12 protein-coding genes are annotated in these 17,944 nt (G+C 41.4%); 4 read left to right on the forward strand and 8 right to left on the reverse strand.

The genetic code is table 11. The features are described from left to right. Positions 1–7: 7 nt before the first annotated feature. From QSE00_RS11960 to QSE00_RS11990, 7 genes are all read right to left on the reverse strand, one after another. The gene (locus QSE00_RS11960) at positions 8–1,696 is read right to left on the reverse strand and encodes a GMC oxidoreductase (protein WP_286106146.1); all 1,689 of its coding nucleotides are present in this window, start codon (positions 1,694–1,696) and stop codon (positions 8–10) included. A 97-nt stretch (positions 1,697–1,793) separates the two neighbouring features. Further along, entirely contained in the window at positions 1,794–3,140 is a 1,347-nt protein-coding gene (locus QSE00_RS11965) for a Gfo/Idh/MocA family protein (RefSeq protein ID WP_286106147.1), read from the reverse strand. A gap of 115 nt (positions 3,141–3,255) precedes the next feature. After that, on the reverse strand, positions 3,256–4,419 hold the full coding sequence (locus QSE00_RS11970) for a dienelactone hydrolase family protein (protein WP_286106148.1): 1,164 nt from the start codon (positions 4,417–4,419) through the stop codon (positions 3,256–3,258). Between the two features lie 75 nt (positions 4,420–4,494). After that, complete coding sequence (locus tag QSE00_RS11975) at positions 4,495–5,535, reverse strand: Gfo/Idh/MocA family protein (RefSeq protein ID WP_286106149.1); 1,041 nt, start codon at positions 5,533–5,535, stop codon at positions 4,495–4,497. A 304-nt stretch (positions 5,536–5,839) separates the two neighbouring features. Then, positions 5,840–8,044, reverse strand: a complete 2,205-nt coding sequence (locus tag QSE00_RS11980) for a heparinase II/III domain-containing protein (RefSeq protein WP_286106150.1) — start codon at positions 8,042–8,044, stop codon at positions 5,840–5,842. A gap of 375 nt (positions 8,045–8,419) precedes the next feature. Beyond that, positions 8,420–9,634, reverse strand: coding sequence for a M14 family zinc carboxypeptidase (locus QSE00_RS11985; RefSeq protein WP_286106151.1), 1,215 nt, complete (start codon positions 9,632–9,634; stop codon positions 8,420–8,422). A gap of 393 nt (positions 9,635–10,027) precedes the next feature. After that, positions 10,028–10,300 carry an N-acetylmuramoyl-L-alanine amidase family protein gene (locus QSE00_RS11990; RefSeq protein WP_286106152.1) on the reverse strand — a complete coding sequence of 91 codons (273 nt, stop codon included), beginning with the start codon at positions 10,298–10,300 and terminating at the stop codon, positions 10,028–10,030. A 203-nt stretch (positions 10,301–10,503) separates the two neighbouring features. Between QSE00_RS11990 and QSE00_RS11995 the strand changes: the two genes are divergently transcribed. The 4 genes from QSE00_RS11995 to ltrA all read left to right on the forward strand — a co-directional run bounded on the left by QSE00_RS11995 (position 10,504) and on the right by ltrA (position 15,981). Next, on the forward strand, positions 10,504–10,791 hold the full coding sequence (locus QSE00_RS11995; protein WP_247096740.1) for a hypothetical protein: 288 nt from the start codon (positions 10,504–10,506) through the stop codon (positions 10,789–10,791). After that, positions 10,791–11,075, forward strand: a complete 285-nt coding sequence (locus QSE00_RS12000; protein WP_286106153.1) for a hypothetical protein — start codon at positions 10,791–10,793, stop codon at positions 11,073–11,075. The genes QSE00_RS11995 and QSE00_RS12000 overlap by 1 nt, the downstream gene beginning before the upstream one ends. After that, positions 11,062–13,671 carry a TraG family conjugative transposon ATPase gene (locus tag QSE00_RS12005; protein ID WP_286106154.1) on the forward strand — a complete coding sequence of 870 codons (2,610 nt, stop codon included), beginning with the start codon at positions 11,062–11,064 and terminating at the stop codon, positions 13,669–13,671. The genes QSE00_RS12000 and QSE00_RS12005 overlap by 14 nt, the downstream gene beginning before the upstream one ends. A gap of 897 nt (positions 13,672–14,568) precedes the next feature. After that, positions 14,569–15,981 (forward strand): group II intron reverse transcriptase/maturase, encoded by a 1,413-nt coding sequence (ltrA, locus tag QSE00_RS12010; RefSeq protein WP_286106155.1) that lies wholly within the window; start codon positions 14,569–14,571, stop codon positions 15,979–15,981. Between the two features lie 192 nt (positions 15,982–16,173). Here the strand turns inward: ltrA and QSE00_RS12015 are convergent, their stop codons facing one another. After that, complete coding sequence (locus tag QSE00_RS12015; RefSeq protein WP_286106156.1) at positions 16,174–17,517, reverse strand: site-specific integrase; 1,344 nt, start codon at positions 17,515–17,517, stop codon at positions 16,174–16,176. Between the last annotated feature and the right edge of the window lie 427 nt (positions 17,518–17,944).

Genomic DNA, 17,944 nt, shown 5'->3' on the forward strand with positions numbered 1-17,944 from the left:
GGTTTTACTAGAATACATTGTTCTTCATTTGCCTAATGGCATAATCGCACGCCCTTGCCGTAAGGGCCATATAGGTCAGCGATGGGCTCATATAACCGGAAGAAGGCATACAGGAACCATCGGTCACGAACAGATTGGGAATGTCATGGCTTTGGTTGTAGGCGTTGAGAAATGAGGTCTTAGGATCCCTTCCCATTCTCGCCGTACCCATTTCATGTACCGCATCGCCCTGTATACTGGCCCCTTCATTGACCTTGATTTCCTGTAGGCCCGCTACTTCCAGTAATTCCTTCGCCTGTTCTTTCATATCCCGGCGCATTTTCATTTCATTATCGCCAAATTCCGCTGTTATTTTTAGCAAGGGAAGCCCCCATTTATCGGTCAGTTCCGGATCCAATTCCACTTTGTTTTCATAGTACGGCAAACATTCCCCATAAGCCGAAAGGGTCATCTTCCAAGGACCTGGATAGGACAAAGCCTCTTTAAATGCAGCCCCTACTCCGGGCTTTCCCGCATGTATCCCTTCCCTGGCCGCGGCACCCCAAAAACCATAACCTCTAAGAAAATTCATTTCATTACCGTTCACATTTCTAAATCGGGGAACGGCTACCGAGGTAGGCCTATACCCCCTATATATCCTATCCAGATAACCCTCAAGTACTCCGGAAGAAGAAATGTCCTTGTGATGGTCCATTAAATAATGCCCTAATACCCCACTTGAATTCCCTAATCCGTTTGGATAACTCTCCGACTTGGAATTTAAGAGGATTCCGGTGGAAGCAATGGTGGAAGCACACAGGAATACCACCCTGGCAAAATATTCGGTCTCTTTTTGGGTGATACTGTCCATGACACGAACCCCAGAAACCCTATTGTTCTTATGGTCGTACAATACAGAAATAACGATGGCGTTTGATTGTAACGTTAACCTTCCTGTATCCCTGGCCGCGGGAAGCGTAGTACTGTTACTGCTAAAATAGGCTCCAAAGGGGCATCCTGTGTGGCACATATTACGGGACATACATTGGGACCTTCCTTTAAATTGGCCGGGTTTTGCACGGGTAAGGTGTGCCGCCCGGTTGGGTATCAACCATCGGTCCTTGTAATGTGACTCCAGCCTTTTTTTAATTACCTTTTCGGCATGGTTCAGCTCAAAGGGAGGAAGGAATTGTCCATCTGGAAAATGATGAATATTTTCCCTTGACCCGCAGACCCCTATAAAACGTTCCACATAATCATACCAGGGAGCCAGATCCACGTATCTTAAAGGCCAGTCCACTCCCACCCCATCTTGTAGGTTGGCCTCAAAATCAAGATCGCTAAAACGATAGGCACCCCGCCCCCATATTAAGGAGCGCCCACCTGTTTGATATCCCCTAAACCACCTATAAGGCTTGTCTTTGGGATGGACATAGGGATGTTCAAGGTCATTTACAAAAAAAGATTTGCTCCCGGCATTGAAATTGTACTTCTTGCTTTGCACATGGTAGGCCTTTTTGTCTTCGAGGGAAACATGCCCCAGGTACTTATAATCCCATGGAGCCTTAAACATATTGGTATAGCCTTCGGGATGCTTTACTTCCCTTCCCCTTTCCAGAACCAGGGTCTTGAGTCCTTTTTCCGTTAATTCCTTGGCAGCCCATCCGCCCGTTATGCCAGACCCTACTACAATAGCGTCGTATGTATTATTTTTCATCTGGATACTAATAATTCCACGTACAATGTATCGAAATAGCAACAAATCCTTTCCTATTCCCCATAAATATAGGCCGGACTGCTTTAAAAACCTTGGATTATGTCAATATACTTTCCCATCCTGGCGCATAATCCCTTCTCCAATATTTCATTGCCGCATCATTGCCCAAGATACGGCCGTTGTTGGAGTCAATATTCAATGTACTTCCGGAACGCAAGGCTATGTTGCCCAATTGGACGAGCAAGGTACTTTGGTGCCCTCCCGTAATATCCGAATTTAAAGTTGTTCCTTTTCGGATGGCATCAAACAGGTTTTGAATATGTAAAACGTCCAGATCCTGGGAGGGGTTCGATAAATTTCCTGTTCCAATTTTGCGACTGCCGTTTACTTCCTTCAACAATTTATTATTTAGATCGTACACCTTATAAGAGTTGCCCCCTTCTATGGCCATAGAGCCGTTTTCACCGTAGAACATTACCCCTACACTTCCTCCTTCAACAGAGCGGCCGTTACAACTGCGCCCTTCCCAGGTCATTAGGGTATTATTGGGGAATTCCAGATTTATGATCTGTGTGTCCGGAGTTTCCCAATCATCATTATAATGATACCTGCCCCCATTGGAACTCACTTTGGTAGGATAATCCACCCCTAGTCCCCATCTGGCCAAATCAACAAAATGGGTGCCATTGTTAAGGGCTTCTCCGGTACCCCAGTTCCAGAACCAGTGCCAGTTGTAATGAACTATATTATCCCTAAATTCCTCGCGAGGAGCCGGACCTTGCCATAACTCATAATTTAGCCATGAAGGTACTTCAGTGATTTTTCCGGTTCCAATAGAAGGCCTGTTATTGGAATACCAAGTTTTGGCAAAATAGGGCCTGCCGATAATCCCTTGTTTAAGTTCCCCTATGGCAGCCATCACATTAGGCCATGAACGGCGCTGGTTTCCCATCTGGACCACCCGATTGTATTTTTTGGCCGCGGCCACCGCCATTTCCCCCTCGTGCGGGTTATGGCTGGCCGGTTTCTCCAGATAGACGTGTTTCCCTGCCTTGCATGCCATAATCGCTGCCGGTGCATGCCAATGGTCCGGTGTGGCCACTATTAAAATATCCACATCCTTATCATCCAAGGCCTTTTTAAAATCGGTACTGTGTTTGGGCTTTTTGTTTTGAATCTTGGCAATATTGGCGATAAACTTTTCAGATGCCCTGCTATCCACATCACATGAATACAGTACCTCGCAATTGGGCTGCATGGCAAAATTGGACCCTACTGCATTTCCCCTACTATTGACCCCCATACAGGCCACCTTAAGACGTTCATTGGCACCTAATATATTCCCATAACTATGGGCACTGAAACCGGGCAATATCCCTCCAATAGAAGCAGCCGATACTCCCATTGCCGTTTTTTTTATAAATGATCTTCTCTTGTTTTCCATGTAATTTTCTTTTGATAGTATTAAATTATGACAACTTGTTTAATATATAACCTCCTCGATTGTGCCAATCTGTGCGTCATTGATACCCTCTGTTTACATTGGGAATAGTCCCGTCTTATTTTTTATGAACGATATCCGGCTTTAAAAAATATTCCAGAAACAGGTATATCTGTTCATTCGATTCTTGGTTGGGGGAATGTTCCGGTCTATTGGTCATCGCCACACGATGCTCGCATCCCAACAATCTATTAACCGCAATGGTATGGTTCAAGGCCTTCCAACGATCTCCCGGATCTTCCGACCCTCCTGAAACCAAAAATGGCCTAGGGGCCATAAGGGCATGCAGCTCAGTAAGATCATACCCCTGTTCCACCAGTTTTGGATACAGCCCCCTTGCCGGATTTTCCTTTGTAATCAATCCACGTTTCCGCCATGGTTTAGGATGGTATCCCAAATACCATGGCTCCCAATAATTTACCGATTCCCGTGATTCCTCAAAGACAATCCCCGGATCCGACCATACCGAAGCCGCAAATTTATCGTACAAGCTGGCCCCGAACATGGCCCATTTGCCTCCAAACGAATGTCCCAAAAGACCTATTCGGGCGGCATCCACTTTATCGACTTTGGACAGTACGTTCCATGCATTCGCCGCAGCATAGCCCAACATGGAAAGTGGCTGTACCCGTGCACTATCGATATTGGGGTAATACAGTGAAAACGTTTTGTTTTTGGACGCTTCTGCCGTCCCTATCGACAACGCCACAAAACCCCGCTTTACCAATTGATAGGCAAAATCCCGATGGGGCTTATCCGAATAGCCTATTGCGGTTTCCGGTTCATAGAAAACGGTAACGACCGCTGGCTTTTTCCCCTCCCCTTCCGGAACCAGTAGGTACCCCTCTGTCCGTTCTCCGGGCAACCAATAAAACCGAACCCTATGCTGTACAAAGTTTTCCCTTTTTACCGTGTCTAGGATTTCCAATTTTTGATCGGTAATCACTTCGGGCCATGCCCCCATCATTTCCTGCCATCTATCCCGGATCTCCTTTTTTCTTTTTTGCCAATCTTTAGCGGTCCTTACCTTTTTTCCATTGTAGAACCTTAAAGGAGACCGGTACTTTCCATAATCTCCCATAAAGGCATCGGGTACCAAAAAGTTCCGGGCTATCTTATCCCATAAGGGATCGGTATCCTGTATTGCCTCATACTGGCTATATGCCCCAATGCAATTCATCCACAACAAAATGGACATCAATAATTTGATCCTAAAATCCATAATTTACAATTAAACCTTCAGGAGTTGTTTTGGTCCTTCTAAAGCAACAAGGCCCCTGCCCTCCATGCCGGATATTTATGTTTTCTTTACTTCGGCCTTGGCCTTCTGCATGACCTCTTCCAGTAAAACCGGTTTCCCTCCCCTCAGCTTGCTTTCGTCCGCAGCCGCCATAAAGGCAAAGATCTCCAGGGTCTCCTTATTGCTGACCGGTACCGTTCCCGTTTTAAAATAAGCGATAATCTCCACGATCAACGGATCGTACCCATCCAATATCTTGACCTTTTCCGCAACGCCCTTGCTTCCGTGGACCACTCCCCCAAAGGCCGCTTTTCCTCCTTCGGGCGTCGCCGTAAAAACCCCGATCCTGCCGTCTTCCCAAAACCCGGTGACCACATTGGATACCGGGGTATCAAATCTTGTTACCTGTTTACAACCCGTACCCATTAAGGTGAAAAGCGCTTCTATACCGTGAATCCCGTAATAGGCCAATTCCATATGCCCATCCTGCTTAGCAGCAGGGCCATAGGTATGTGCTCCCAATACGGTTCCCACCGTTTCCTTTCCCTTGGCAATCTCTACCGATTCTGGTGAAAAACGGGTGCTGGAAGCAGAAAATATGGGGGTTTTATACTTTTCTGAAGCCTCAAAAAGCGCTATGGCTCCTACGAGGGAATTGGATAGGGGTTTGTCTATAAACATGCGCTTCCCGGCTTTTAGTACCGGTAACGCTTCATCCAGATGCCTTCTGCCATCAACGGATTCCAATAAAACAAAATCCACCTTGGCCAAAAGCGCTTTTATGGAACCCACAATTTCTACTCCCATGGCACTGACCTGTTCCGTAAACATGCCTATCCTATCTATACTGGCCGGCATATCGGCACTTCCTTTGGTGGGATAGGCGGCAACCACTTTAAAACCTTCGAATTCGGGCCTGCCCGGATCGTTGATCACCTTGGTAAAGGCGGTTACATGGGAGGTATCCAATCCAATGATCCCGATCCTGCCCCCTGTTTTTCCCATACCGTTCGCATACAAGGAAAGGTTTCCTGCCAAACCCATTCCCAATCCTGCCAATGTGGTCGATTTTATAAAATTACGCCGCTTGTTCTCCATTGATTTATATTTCTAGTTTTATAGTTAACCAAGTCTATTTTGCCTACTCTATCAATTTTTACGACACTTTCCCACGAACTGTGTAAGCTAAAAATAACTAGGGTTTGACTTTTATCATTGCCTACCTTTACCAAAGCCAATGTCCGAATGTCTTTAATTATATTCTGAAAGCCCATTGAAATCCAGATTCTTCTGCTTAATTTGTTAATTAGTTGCGAAACATTGGATCATTCAATAACATAACCTTACCTTAGGATATGAAGTTCGTCACAACTCCATTTTACTTAATCAAGTATCTGTTCATTCAAAATCCTTTTTGCGGCTTTATTTCTTCAGTGAAATATTCTTCCAAGATTTTTTGGCCTTTTTGATGTACCGTTATTTTACCACCTACCTTGCCCGTTTTGGAGAAAGTAACTTCGACATCCTTACCACCACTGTTAAATCTAAAACCCAAATTATTACCAAGATCTATAGGCTCAGAATCCGTCATTACTTCAAGGGTTCGGTCCCCAACTTGAATGAGATGCAAGAAAAAATCCCTTTTAGATAATTCTTTCGGAGTCACCTCCATACGCCACTGACCAAACAGGTTATGTTCATTATTTAGCCACTTCATTCCTTCATAATTCCAGTCTCCGGAAGTTAATTCGGGAAGTGGCCAATTTCTCCCGTCAGACCAAAATTGCTTGCCTGGCCCTCCTATTTTAGTCAAATTATAGTTTATAGGATATATCACTCTAGAAAAAATCTTCCCCTCCCAATGTTCACTGGAAAAATGATTTCCACAGACATTGGGTTCATTTGCGATATGAAACATCCATTTTTTTTGGTACTCTGCTCGAGTAGAAGAAACACGATCAAAGATCACAAAGTGATCTGGAGGTAAAAACACAAACTGACGGATAACTTCATTGGACTTCTCTTCGTGATACGAATTTGTAGCATCACTTGCGATATAAGCATAGTACGCGGTTTCATCAAAAGCTATAACCTCAGCCCCTCCTTCATCATTTTGTCCCCCATCATTTGGAATGGGAGAGTTTTCTTCATTCTGTGATGGACCTCCCCAGTAATTTGGCATTTCTTCTCCTGGCATTTTTATGGTGATGCAATTGTGTGCTATCGTGCGCCAATAATAATGCGATAAATGTATTCCGGGCTGGGGACGGGTTCCGGAATCCAATGCCAAAAAACCCCTCTTAAAAATTACGAAGTTATTATTATCAAAATGCTTATGTAAACCTACCCCACCAGATGTAAAGAGGCCGTAAGTATCGTTTGGACCAGATCCTGACCTAAGAAATATCTGTCCCATATTTTCAAAATGCCGAGCAATTGGGAGCGTTTCTATAGAATTTAATTTCATATTATTATTCTCATTATCAGAATCAAGTAAGAGTCTTATATAAGGGAAGCTTTCCTGAACTTCATCCTCCAATTGACTATTCATCCAACGAGCTACCGAGACCAACTCGGGATGTGTATCTTTATAAAAATGTATAACATGTGCTAAATGTAGAGGAAGCAATTTTAGAGGCAGTTTATTATCTAAATGACGAGCATCCCCATGACCAAACTCTAGTTTTCCAGGCAACCAATTCCAGAATATATAATTGATAAAATAAGGAACGTAATCCCAGTCTATAGCTATATCTTTGCCTGTAGCGGAATGGATAGTATGAAAAAAATTAAATGCTGCCCAGGGATTGGCTCCTAATACATATCCAATTGTACCTGAATTGGCACCCCCATCATCACCGGCACGAGCACTTCTGGATTCCAGCATTTTAATGTGCTCAGAGTATCCTTGTAACAACAGCCTTTCGGCCAAGCCGTCATCTACACCAGCTTTATAAAAAACCACCCCGGCATACCATGGCAAAGCATTGGGACCAGAAAATCCTGACTGTATGCCGCCACCGTTTCTTCTGAATACATTACTCCGTTTTTTGTGATCTGACATGTATGCCATTGCTTCCAGCAAAGGCCTCCCAATTTCCCTTCTTTCATTTCCTGTAAGGTCATTGTACAACCAATCGTAAGCAGCCAATGTATTGATTCGACTAAAATTATACCAATGCACATTAAGACCTTCAACGTTTCTAAGTTTATAATATTCAACGACTTTCCTTAATAGTTTTGTTGCAAGTGTGAGGTATCTTTTGTCTTGGAAAACTAAATACAAAAGGGCAGCCTCTGATGCACTGGTCCCAATTTGATGGTCCCTGCTCTGATGACCATCTCGTATAAGTAAATTTCCAAACTTGAAATCCTTCTCGAAAAGTTTATCTATTCTTTCCTTAATCCCGTTAAAAATCTTTTGATCCCGATTAAGAGCCCGTTGCTTAATATTAGACAACATTGAAGAAGTCAAAAACATACGGGGGTGTTCAATTCTCATTGCATCCATTAGGTTTGTTTCGTTCAGCGTTACCTGACTATACAATGATATTTGGGAAAGTATACCCATCAAAAATACACACATCAAGAGCTTAAACAATTTCATATCAAAATGTATTTTCATTCTCTATGGTCGAATCGACTACTCTGCCAAAAAAAACATACAAAACCGAATCCCGCCATAATAACGATATCGCACTTCTAGGAGAAACTAACGAGCTGTTCAAAAGTGGGGCCAATCAAAACATTCTCCTCCAATTTAAACAAGGGCCATTTGTCTAGTCAACCAAAAATTAATCCTGTTATACTTAATGTTAAAAACCAAAAACATCAGCCACCTTTTTAGAATCATTAACCATGTGTTTCTTTAATACAAGAAGACAGTTTTCTTTGTCTCCACTTTGGAGCTTAAATTGCGTAGTTGATGCTCTAGTATTAACATTCATTTCTCGAAAACGGCTTCAAATGCACTATTTTTTGTTTAGTTTTTACTTGGAGTCCATTGCGACCTTCCACCAGAATCTTTCAAAAATTGCAATGATTCCTGGTACCCAATCAATTGAGCTTCCAACAACATTTCAGGAGTCAGGACAATCATATCCCCTTGCCCATCACGAGCTGCAGCAAATCCATGATTCGGAGATTCAATGACTGCGCTTAATGCCCCACAATGAAAACTCAAGGCGCCATCCAAACTAAAAGGAGAATAACTACCAACCCGTTCCGGATCTGATTCCAGCTGGACATTATCAGTCTTTTCTAAACCCGCTGTGGTCCATGCCGTCAAGACTTTTCTATACAACCTATCAAAAACAACATTCAATGAGACTTCAGTAAATGGCTTTAGCATCTTAGGAAAAACAGCTCCCGTATGCATATTCAGAATTAGGTCAGGTTTTTCAATGCCGCACAAATCAAACAAAGCCCGAGTCTCAGGCTGCATCGCATTAAAAAAATCATCATGTTGAATATTCACGCCGGCTTCATTGGAATAACCACCGGGAAACTTATTGGAAGTAAAGTCAAAAGGGATGAACTCTTTCACATCAGGCCAACCTATAAGTGTTCCATCAGGATATCCTCCTGTGTTCCAAAATTCATTCACCTCATAATTCATTCCCCTGAAAGGAAACATGCGTATTGGCACCCGATTCCTTCCATCTGGATTCATAACCGGGATTACAATCAGTCGGTCAATCGAATTGAAAAGCTCTTCTATAACTGGCCAAGAGACTCCTCTCAGATCTTTACCCGTTTCTAGAACAGACAAAAAATTGATGATCCCCATTATAGGTTCGAGCTCACCCCCGTGAACCCCGGCCATAGCTAAAAAAACTGTTTTTTCATGATCTGGGCCCCTATATGCCAAAACATTTTGATAACCCAACGAACCGGAATAAGTGGTTGTTCCCTCGCCTTTACGTGGACTCCCATAAAAAACCGCTCGAATAGGACGATTCCCAGCTGATGTACCAATTTGTCGTACTTCCCCTTTCCTTATTTTCTCATCTAAGAATTCATTTATTTCCCTATTGGAGGTAAGCCAGTAAGCAGGTATTTGTTCTCTTTCTTTCAAATATTCGGTCGGCACTTCAAAACAATGAATTCCAGGCTTTATCCAGGTAGTATTCTGACTTTTCACTTTTGACGTAACAAATAAAATTATTCCTAGAATTAAATAAATCGTTCGATTCATATTTTTATAGTTTCTTTAGTTTTATATTAAACAATTGTACGTTTTATCTGGATCGATTACACACCCCCCATCCATATATTTCCGCATTATAAATTCTCTTTACTGATTTCAAACATCCATTTGCCAAAGGCTCGCCGAGATACAGACATGAAAATATTCAGTTTACTTCCATTTTTCTCTGCCAGCTTTATATGCCATTTGTGATTATTGCTCTCAACTTAACAAAGAATGAACATTGCGTCGGATGACTGCGTGCAGATCACAATCAACCATATTGAGATAACATTAACTAAAAACGGAATAACTCACACAAAGTTTAACGAAAGTATAAAAAAATATTTATATTACATATCATAACAATATTATATATATTTTCATAACTAATATTAATAATTACAAATCGAAAGAAAATAAAATGTCTTTGTATCTGGTCAATTGGATATCGAGGCTATTTCCAAACAGTTCCCTGCTCAGTCGTATTGTCTCTTTCCCCACTTCCAGAACAATATCCTTTTCCAAAACACCATTTATACTGATTGCTTCTGAATCCACTCCCCCATGTCCTGGATCCAGAACTACTATTGGTTTATTAATTACCTGAGCCTGAATGGGATTGCATAAAAGAGTAAATCCAATCCAAAGGCCAATTATCCAAATACGTTTCATACCGTCGATATTCAAAGTGCGTGTTGCACAATTTTCATCGTTTAGATGAATTCGCTTCTAATCCGTGAAATTTTAACGTTTGCGACTGTTAAAATTTATTCATTCCCCATCGTTTTGTCCGATCCTTTGGAAATTCCGTAACGAATATTTTATCAACCGCCTTCTACCCATAGCTATTGGGAAGGCCTCAAAAATGTACAATCATGAAAAAACCAATTAAATCATTGCTGCTATTGCTTTTGGTTACGGCATCAGCTTTTGCACAAATTGGAGGCATAGAAGACTCTGTCAACGATGTCTCCGATACCATCAGGACCATCTTTCCCATAATCCTCGGGGTCATCTTCCTTATAGGGTTCTTGTTCAACGCCGGACATTTCTTTGGGGAAAACGCGGATCTAAAAAAAGGCATCACCAGGGTACTGGTCTTTGTCTTGATTGCTGGGGCCGTAGTTGGCATCTTTACTTACCTCATAGGAATTGTAGTGTGATGAAAAAATTCGAAATATATAGGAATATTAGAAAAAGGGCCATGATATTCGGCTTGCCCATATCCTTTTTTGCACTTCAGATGCTGTCCATAATTGCTTCTTTAATGGTCATCATTTTCTCATTCAGTCTTGCGATGATTATGGGTGTCCTTATATTCAATACCATACTTTATGTAGCCTTGACCAGGATTACGAACAGTACACTCTCTTTAACCCTAACAAGGGTATTTCCAAAAATTATCAGTAATAAAAAATCCTCATCCCTAAATTATGGACAAGATTAATCTTTCGGTACACCATCCCATTGCGGATATCCAATCCAACATCGTCTATGCCAATAATGGCAATGTGGTACTTTGTTACGCGGGTTTGTTGCCAGAAATCTATTCCTTGTCCGAAATGGATTTTGAGGATATCCATAGCTCCTGGTTCCAGGCCATTAAATCCTTGCCCATTGGATGCGTCGTCCATAAACAGGATATTTATCTCAAGAAAACCTACACCTCTGAAAAATTGCCCAATACTACCTTTTTGGCAAAAGCCACCCATCGGTATTTCAAAGGGAGGGAGTATATCGACCATCGTTGCTTCCTATATTTTATCCTTACACGGAACAAAACATTGAACAACTCCAAATATGTAAACCCCTTTCGAAAAGTTACTAAGGGAGTCCATTTGAAGATGGATGAACAGGTTAAAAGTTTTATGGGCTCTGTAAACGATTCTGTTTCCTTTATCAACAATAGCCGCAAGATGGCCTTTGTCCCGTTGGCCAAAGAGGAAATCCTCACGAATACCAACAATTATTTCAATGGGTTCAATGAAGGTTTCGATACCGATATCATTTTGGACAGAAATAAGATTTCCATCGGCCAAAATGATTTTGATGTCCTTGCCATAAACAGTGAACTATGTTTTGGTGAAAGTGTCCAGAGCAGTAAGACCAATGAGCGGTTTACCTCGGATGATTTTGTGTTCCACCAGGGTTTTATAGATGGCATAGGGTTGACATTGAACGAAAACCATATTGTAAACCAGATTATCTACCTGGATGATAAGTATAAATGGCGAAAACTATTGGACAAGAAAATAGAGGAACTGAACAAAAGTTCCAATTTCGGTTCCCAGAACAAAGTAACCCTGACCAAGGTCCAGCATATTCTGGACAAGATCAATGGGGATGACAGCTCAAGGATCGTTCGGGGCCATCTTAATATCATCTATTGGGATCATTCCGACCGAGGGCTTGAAAAAATAGGCTCCAAAATTAGAACCGAGTTCAAGGAACTTGATATTATACCCTACTATCCAAGGGGCGAGGAACGCAAAAACTATTTTCTAAACAGCTATTTCTGCTTTTCTTCCAATTTTTCCGATGAGGACTTATATGTTACCGACCTGAAACATGCCCTGTGCCTGAGCATAAACAATAGCAACTATAAATCCGATGCTACTGGGATCATTTTCAATGACCGGGAACACAATATTCCGGTCTTAAAGGACGTCTGGGATGAAAAGAAAAAGCGCATCAAAGCCCAGAATTTTGCCATTTTTGCCCCAACTGGCGAAGGCAAGTCTTTCCTTGCCAACAATGTACTCCGTCAATATTTCGAAAATGGGGTCCGCCTGGTCATTATAGACCTTGGAGGCTCCTACACTAAGTTCGCGAAGCTCTATCCCGAACAATATACCGTGTTGAGATATGAAAGCGGAAAGAACCTAGGCATCAATCCCTTTTACATACATCACAAAGCAGACCTAACTCCAGAACGTATGGAGGATCTGTCGGTATTTCTATTTGAGTTGTTGGCCTCCGAGCTAAAGGCCACCAAGGCACAATCCGTATCCATAAAAAAAATACTACAGTACTATTATCACATTGTTGACGGGAACCATTCTTTGGACAGCTTTTACAGGTTCATGGAAGGGAACCAAAATAATCTGTTGGATCAGCTTAAAATTCAACCTGAATATTTCAATATAAAAAGCTTCCTCCACATCATGTCGGAATATGTAGGCGATGGACTCTATAGTTTCCTTTTCGAGGTCAGTAAGGACCAGACCTTTAAAATTGAGGACAAACGATTGATTGTTTTTGAACTGGATGAAGTAAAGGACAATAAGGAAATTCTTTCGGTGATGCTGAAGCTCATAAAATCTGCCATCCAACGGACCATCTGGAAAAACCGTGCCGAAAAGGGTATCATCCTGTTTGACGAATTTGCCAAACAGTTAAAATTCGACAACGTACTGGAAAGTGTGGAGTTTTACTATCAGGCCATCCGAAAACAGAACGGGGCCATCGGCATCATCCTCCAATCCATAAACCAACTGCCCAACAATTCCACCTCGGCCAGCATACTGGAAAATACTCAGGTCATCTATAGCCTGAACAACGAAAAGGGATATGGGGAACTGAAGAACCGGTTAAACCTATCAAGCCATGACCTGAACCAGTTAAAGTCCATTAGAAGCAATCTTAGCGGCCCCAGAAAGTACACGGAGATGTTTATCAAAATAGGCAAGGAAAGTAACATTTTCAGATTGGAGGTACCCCCTGAAGTCTATGCAGCCTATCTAACGGACGGCGAGGAAAACGCGGCCATAATGTCCCTGTATAAAAAGACCCAGAATATGGAGACCGCTATTAAAGAATTTTTAAAACTAAAAAAAAGTAACATTATGAAAAAGAAAATCAGAACATTGGGAATTGCCCTTGCCTTTGCCCTTTTATCGCCTGCAGGAGCTGCCTGCCAGGGTATGCCGGTATATGACAACACCAATTTCATCTCCTTTATGAAATCTTTGTTGGAATCCGGCAAACAGACCTCGCAATTGTTGAAGACGGTCAAATTTCTAAAATTACCTTTGACTGTATAACCAAGGAAAAGTCCCTAATAGTATCGGAAGCTTTAATTGACAATTATCACCGGTCGAAGTCTGATTAAGGGTTTATTATTCTTTTTTGCCAAAAGAACTTCCTCCTTTATAAGTTTTCCCAATAAATTATAGTTAAGAACCTTATATAAACACAACAACGGTTCTTAATCTAGTCAAATGACATCATTTTCGTCTAAAATATGCTAAAGTTTTGTTAAAAATAAAAAGTGAGCCTTTTTGGAATTTTTAGCTCAACAAAAAAGCTTCCAATTTCTTGGAAACCTTGTCTTTGTTACTGTGGGCTCTACTGGGTTCGAACCAGTGACCCCCTCCTGTAAGGTGTATCAAATTTTGCCTGAGACAATATTTCCATCTTAAAAAGAATATTGAATGCTCTAAAACATAAATGAATCAAAACCTCCATTTGTTTTAACATTGTTTTACCAAAACAAAAAAAGCCGACTCAAAAAAGTCGGCTTCCACTTGTGTGTGCCGTGCATGGCAATTAACTAGGTGATGAAAGTTCACTATGGGGGCTTGTAATCGCCAACCATTAGCTGAAGACAAGGGTGTCCATTGCGAGGTGGAATCTGAAGGAAGTTGGAAGCAAAACTCTGCCCCGAGGAACACGAACCATATCAGGCATAACCGTTGGGATGAGACTACACAGCAAGTCAAAGTCCAAAGATTACACGGACAACGGGATGTAAATATGGCGGGGATATGGAGTGAAAGTGAATTGCCTTACCACGGGAGGCCTGATAGACGTGTGGAAACAGGGTATGAAACACGGACAACAGTTGCTGTCAGGAGTCAGCAGATGCCATAGTACTAAGTAACGACTATATTTAGGAAGGGCTGAACTTTAGTAGATGTGCAGTAACCGATAGTTACCAAGTGGAAGGAAGAACGCAGAAAATCTTTGACAGATCAAAGACCTCTAAACAAAAGAATAGGACGGAATCCGAAGGCTATGTTGGAGGGCAGACTTCTATGTGGATAACAGAAAACAACCGCATCAACGATCCAAATGAAACAGGATATGATTTATTAGAAATGATACTATCCCCTTCAAACCTAAATTCAGCCTACCGCAAGGTGAAGCGAAATAATGGCGTGGGAGGAGTTGACAAGATGGAAGTCGGATCGCTTGGCGATTATCTGGCCCAACATAAAGATAGTCTGATAAATAATATACTGGACGGTAAATACCGCCCCAACGTGGTTCGCAGAGTAGAGATACCGAAAGGCGATGGGAAGAGGCGAAATCTGGGTATTCCCACGGTAGTGGATAGAGTAATCCAGCAAGCAATATCCCAAGAACTAAGTAAGCTCTACGAATCCCAATTTTCGTCCCATAGCTATGGATTTAGGCCAAAACGTAATGCACACCAAGCGCTGAAAAAGTGTCAGAAGTATATAACAGATGGTTATGATTACGCCGTAGATATGGACTTAGAGAAGTTCTTTGACACAGTAAACCATAGCAAGCTGATAGAACTACTTTCACGAACAGTCAAAGATAATCGAGTTGTATCGTTGATACATCGCTATCTAAACGCTGGTGTCCAAGTAGGCCAGACCTTTGAGCCGAGCAAAGAAGGGGTTCCACAGGGCGGGCCATTGAGTCCATTGTTGAGCAATATTATGCTCAATGAACTGGACAGGGAATTAGAGCATAGAGGGCATAAATTTGTACGTTATGCAGACGACTTTTTGATTTTATGTAAGAGCAAGCGAAGCAGTGAACGAGTAATGGAGAGCATTACAAACTTCATAGAAAATGGGCTATACTTAAAAGTCAATCGTGAAAAGAGCCAAGTCGCACCAATCCGAAGGGTTAAATTCCTGGGTCATTCCTTTTACAAATTAAGGGGAGAGTGCAGGCTAAGGGTCCACCCCAAAAGTATCGCCAAAATGAAAGCCAAACTAAAAGAGCAGACATCAAGGAGCAATGGCTGGGGCAATGAGCGACGTAAAGAATCCTTATCCCAATATATTAGGGGTTGGGTCAATTATTTTAAGTTGGCAGACATGAAGAGCATCCTACTTCGTATAGATGAATGGTATCGCAGGCGACTGCGGATGGTGATTTGGAAACAATGGAAACGGATAGGAACCAAAATAACCAATCTCGTCAAACTCGGAGTTAAGAAATCAAAAGCGTATGAATGGGCAAATACAAGGAAAGCCTATTGGCACACGTCCAAGAGCTTTATCCTATCGACCACGATTACGAAAGAACGTCTGCAAGTATCGGGATATGTTTTTCTATCTGATTATTATCTAAAAGTTAGGATTGTAAACTAAAGAACCGCCGTATACGAGAACCGTACGTACGGTGGTGTGAGAGGACAGCTAGGGAAATAATCCCTAGCTTCCTACTCGATTGTACAGGCGGAAAGACTCGAACTCTCACACAGCCATACCCTAGATCCTTAGAATAACGTGCAGTTCTAAAACATGTTATTTTGAAATAAAATCCTAAATTTCCAATGGTTTTTAAGAATTTAAAACAGCATCCAAAGCATCATCCGCATCTCTATGAATAAAATTTGCCTGATACATGATGGTCGTTTTTAAATCGCTATGCCGATAAAGTTTTTGCAACATTTGGGGTGAAATGGTGTCCCCGGCGATATTCCCAAAAGAATGGCGGGCAATATGGTTAGATAGGTTTTTTGTAATCCCACATTTTTCGGCAATCTCCTTTAGGTATTTATTAAGTACAGCGCTTCCATTACGAGTCTTTACAAATACATCCCGCTTGCTATTGGGATTCGCCTTTTTCAGATAGGGGAAAATAAAATCCTTATTCGACTGCCGCAATGGTCGATAAAAATCCAATATCCCCATGACCTGATCCGGAATTTTAAGGCTCAACGGCTTTTCATTCTTGTTCATGGTATAATAGAGACGTCCATCCATCAAATCCGACCATTTCATTTGCAATACGTCCGAAATCCGTATTCCCGCGAAATAATAAGAGAACAACCAGACGTTTCGGGTATGCCAAATAGCTGAATCCTTCTCAAGTTCCACATTTTCAATACGTTTAATCTCTTCTCTTATCAAACCGATTTTTTGTGTTGGTTTTATACGTATACGCTCTTTTTCTCCTGCAAAAGGATAGTTTTTAGCTTCCACGATACCTTCTTTTATGGCTGCATTAAACAGGGTACGAATATAAATAAGATGATTGGTAACCGTTCTGGTCTTATGATCTAGATAAGAAATACAGAACACTTTGAAGTTACTTAGAAATGCCTCGGTGATGTCTTCAAAATATAGCGAGGTTTCTTTACCAAATTCGCCTTTTACATGTTCCAAGAAATTATATCCAAACTTTCGAGACTGACCTACTCGATTTCGTCGCCGGTCTACAATTGCATTGATTACTTGTTCCCGCTCTTCAAATCTGTTCCACTTTAAAAATTCACGGATGTTAAACAACATTGAAAGTTCCCCTTTACAAGTGGAAAATGAACCTGCTTGAAATTTGTTTATTACACGTTGCGCCCCAAATTGATAAAACGAAACCGTTCTCCCTTTATGCTTTGCCTTGTTCTTGATTTGTTTACTGGAAATAAACTCCTTTGACCCTTCCGCTTCTAATGCGATACTATCGACCTCTGTCAATTTTTTTAGCAGATAATTATTCAGCCTTGCTGAATTGGCGTGGGATTTTTTAACCTTGCCCAAATCTATGTCCCAATCCTTTTCCAAAATATATTGACCTGTAAATATGTATCGTGTCTTTCTATTTTGGGTAATTCGAACGGCCAAAGGAAAAGTGCCGTCCTTCTTTTTATCATGTTTCCAAAGCACTATCTTTATCGAGGCCATTTTTTGTAAAATATTTCCACTAAGATACACTAATGACCACATTTTACCTAAAACATATCTAAAACATTTTGAGGTTTAATATGATTTTTGTTGTTTCGACTTAAAACTTAAGTATTTGATTATCAATTATATAAACACATATGAGATCATATAAAACCAGTATTTCTGCGACTCATAACCCGAAGGTCACTGGTTCGAGTCCAGTTCCCGCTACTAGGAAAGCCTTTCAGAAATGAAAGGCTTTTTTTTATGGAGTATGCTGAGCAAGTGTACTTGCTTAAGCAGGCGACATAAAAAAAATGACGGATCAAGTCCAAAAGTTGGGTTTTTACCATTTTAAGAATATAATTTAATCAAGCGATATAAGAAGTATTCCGTATTCCTGACTCCCCTAAATTGTGATCTAAAAGCCTTTACTTTGGCATTA

It is taken from the genome of Arenibacter flavimaris (assembly GCF_030291335.1).
Classification (GTDB): Bacteria; Bacteroidota; Bacteroidia; order Flavobacteriales; family Flavobacteriaceae; genus Arenibacter.

Coding starts and splice junctions, on each gene's coding strand:
- QSE00_RS11960 (WP_286106146.1), bottom strand. CDS start 1,696: ATGAAAAATAATACATACGACGCTATTGTAGTAGGGTCTGGCATAACG.
- QSE00_RS11965 (WP_286106147.1), bottom strand. CDS start 3,140: ATGGAAAACAAGAGAAGATCATTTATAAAAAAAACGGCAATGGGAGTA.
- QSE00_RS11970 (WP_286106148.1), bottom strand. CDS start 4,419: ATGGATTTTAGGATCAAATTATTGATGTCCATTTTGTTGTGGATGAAT.
- QSE00_RS11975 (WP_286106149.1), bottom strand. CDS start 5,535: ATGGAGAACAAGCGGCGTAATTTTATAAAATCGACCACATTGGCAGGA.
- QSE00_RS11980 (WP_286106150.1), bottom strand. CDS start 8,044: ATGAAATTGTTTAAGCTCTTGATGTGTGTATTTTTGATGGGTATACTT.
- QSE00_RS11985 (WP_286106151.1), bottom strand. CDS start 9,634: ATGAATCGAACGATTTATTTAATTCTAGGAATAATTTTATTTGTTACG.
- QSE00_RS11990 (WP_286106152.1), bottom strand. CDS start 10,300: ATGAAACGTATTTGGATAATTGGCCTTTGGATTGGATTTACTCTTTTA.
- QSE00_RS11995 (WP_247096740.1), top strand. CDS start 10,504: ATGAAAAAACCAATTAAATCATTGCTGCTATTGCTTTTGGTTACGGCA.
- QSE00_RS12000 (WP_286106153.1), top strand. CDS start 10,791: ATGAAAAAATTCGAAATATATAGGAATATTAGAAAAAGGGCCATGATA.
- QSE00_RS12005 (WP_286106154.1), top strand. CDS start 11,062: ATGGACAAGATTAATCTTTCGGTACACCATCCCATTGCGGATATCCAA.
- QSE00_RS12015 (WP_286106156.1), bottom strand. CDS start 17,517: ATGGCCTCGATAAAGATAGTGCTTTGGAAACATGATAAAAAGAAGGAC.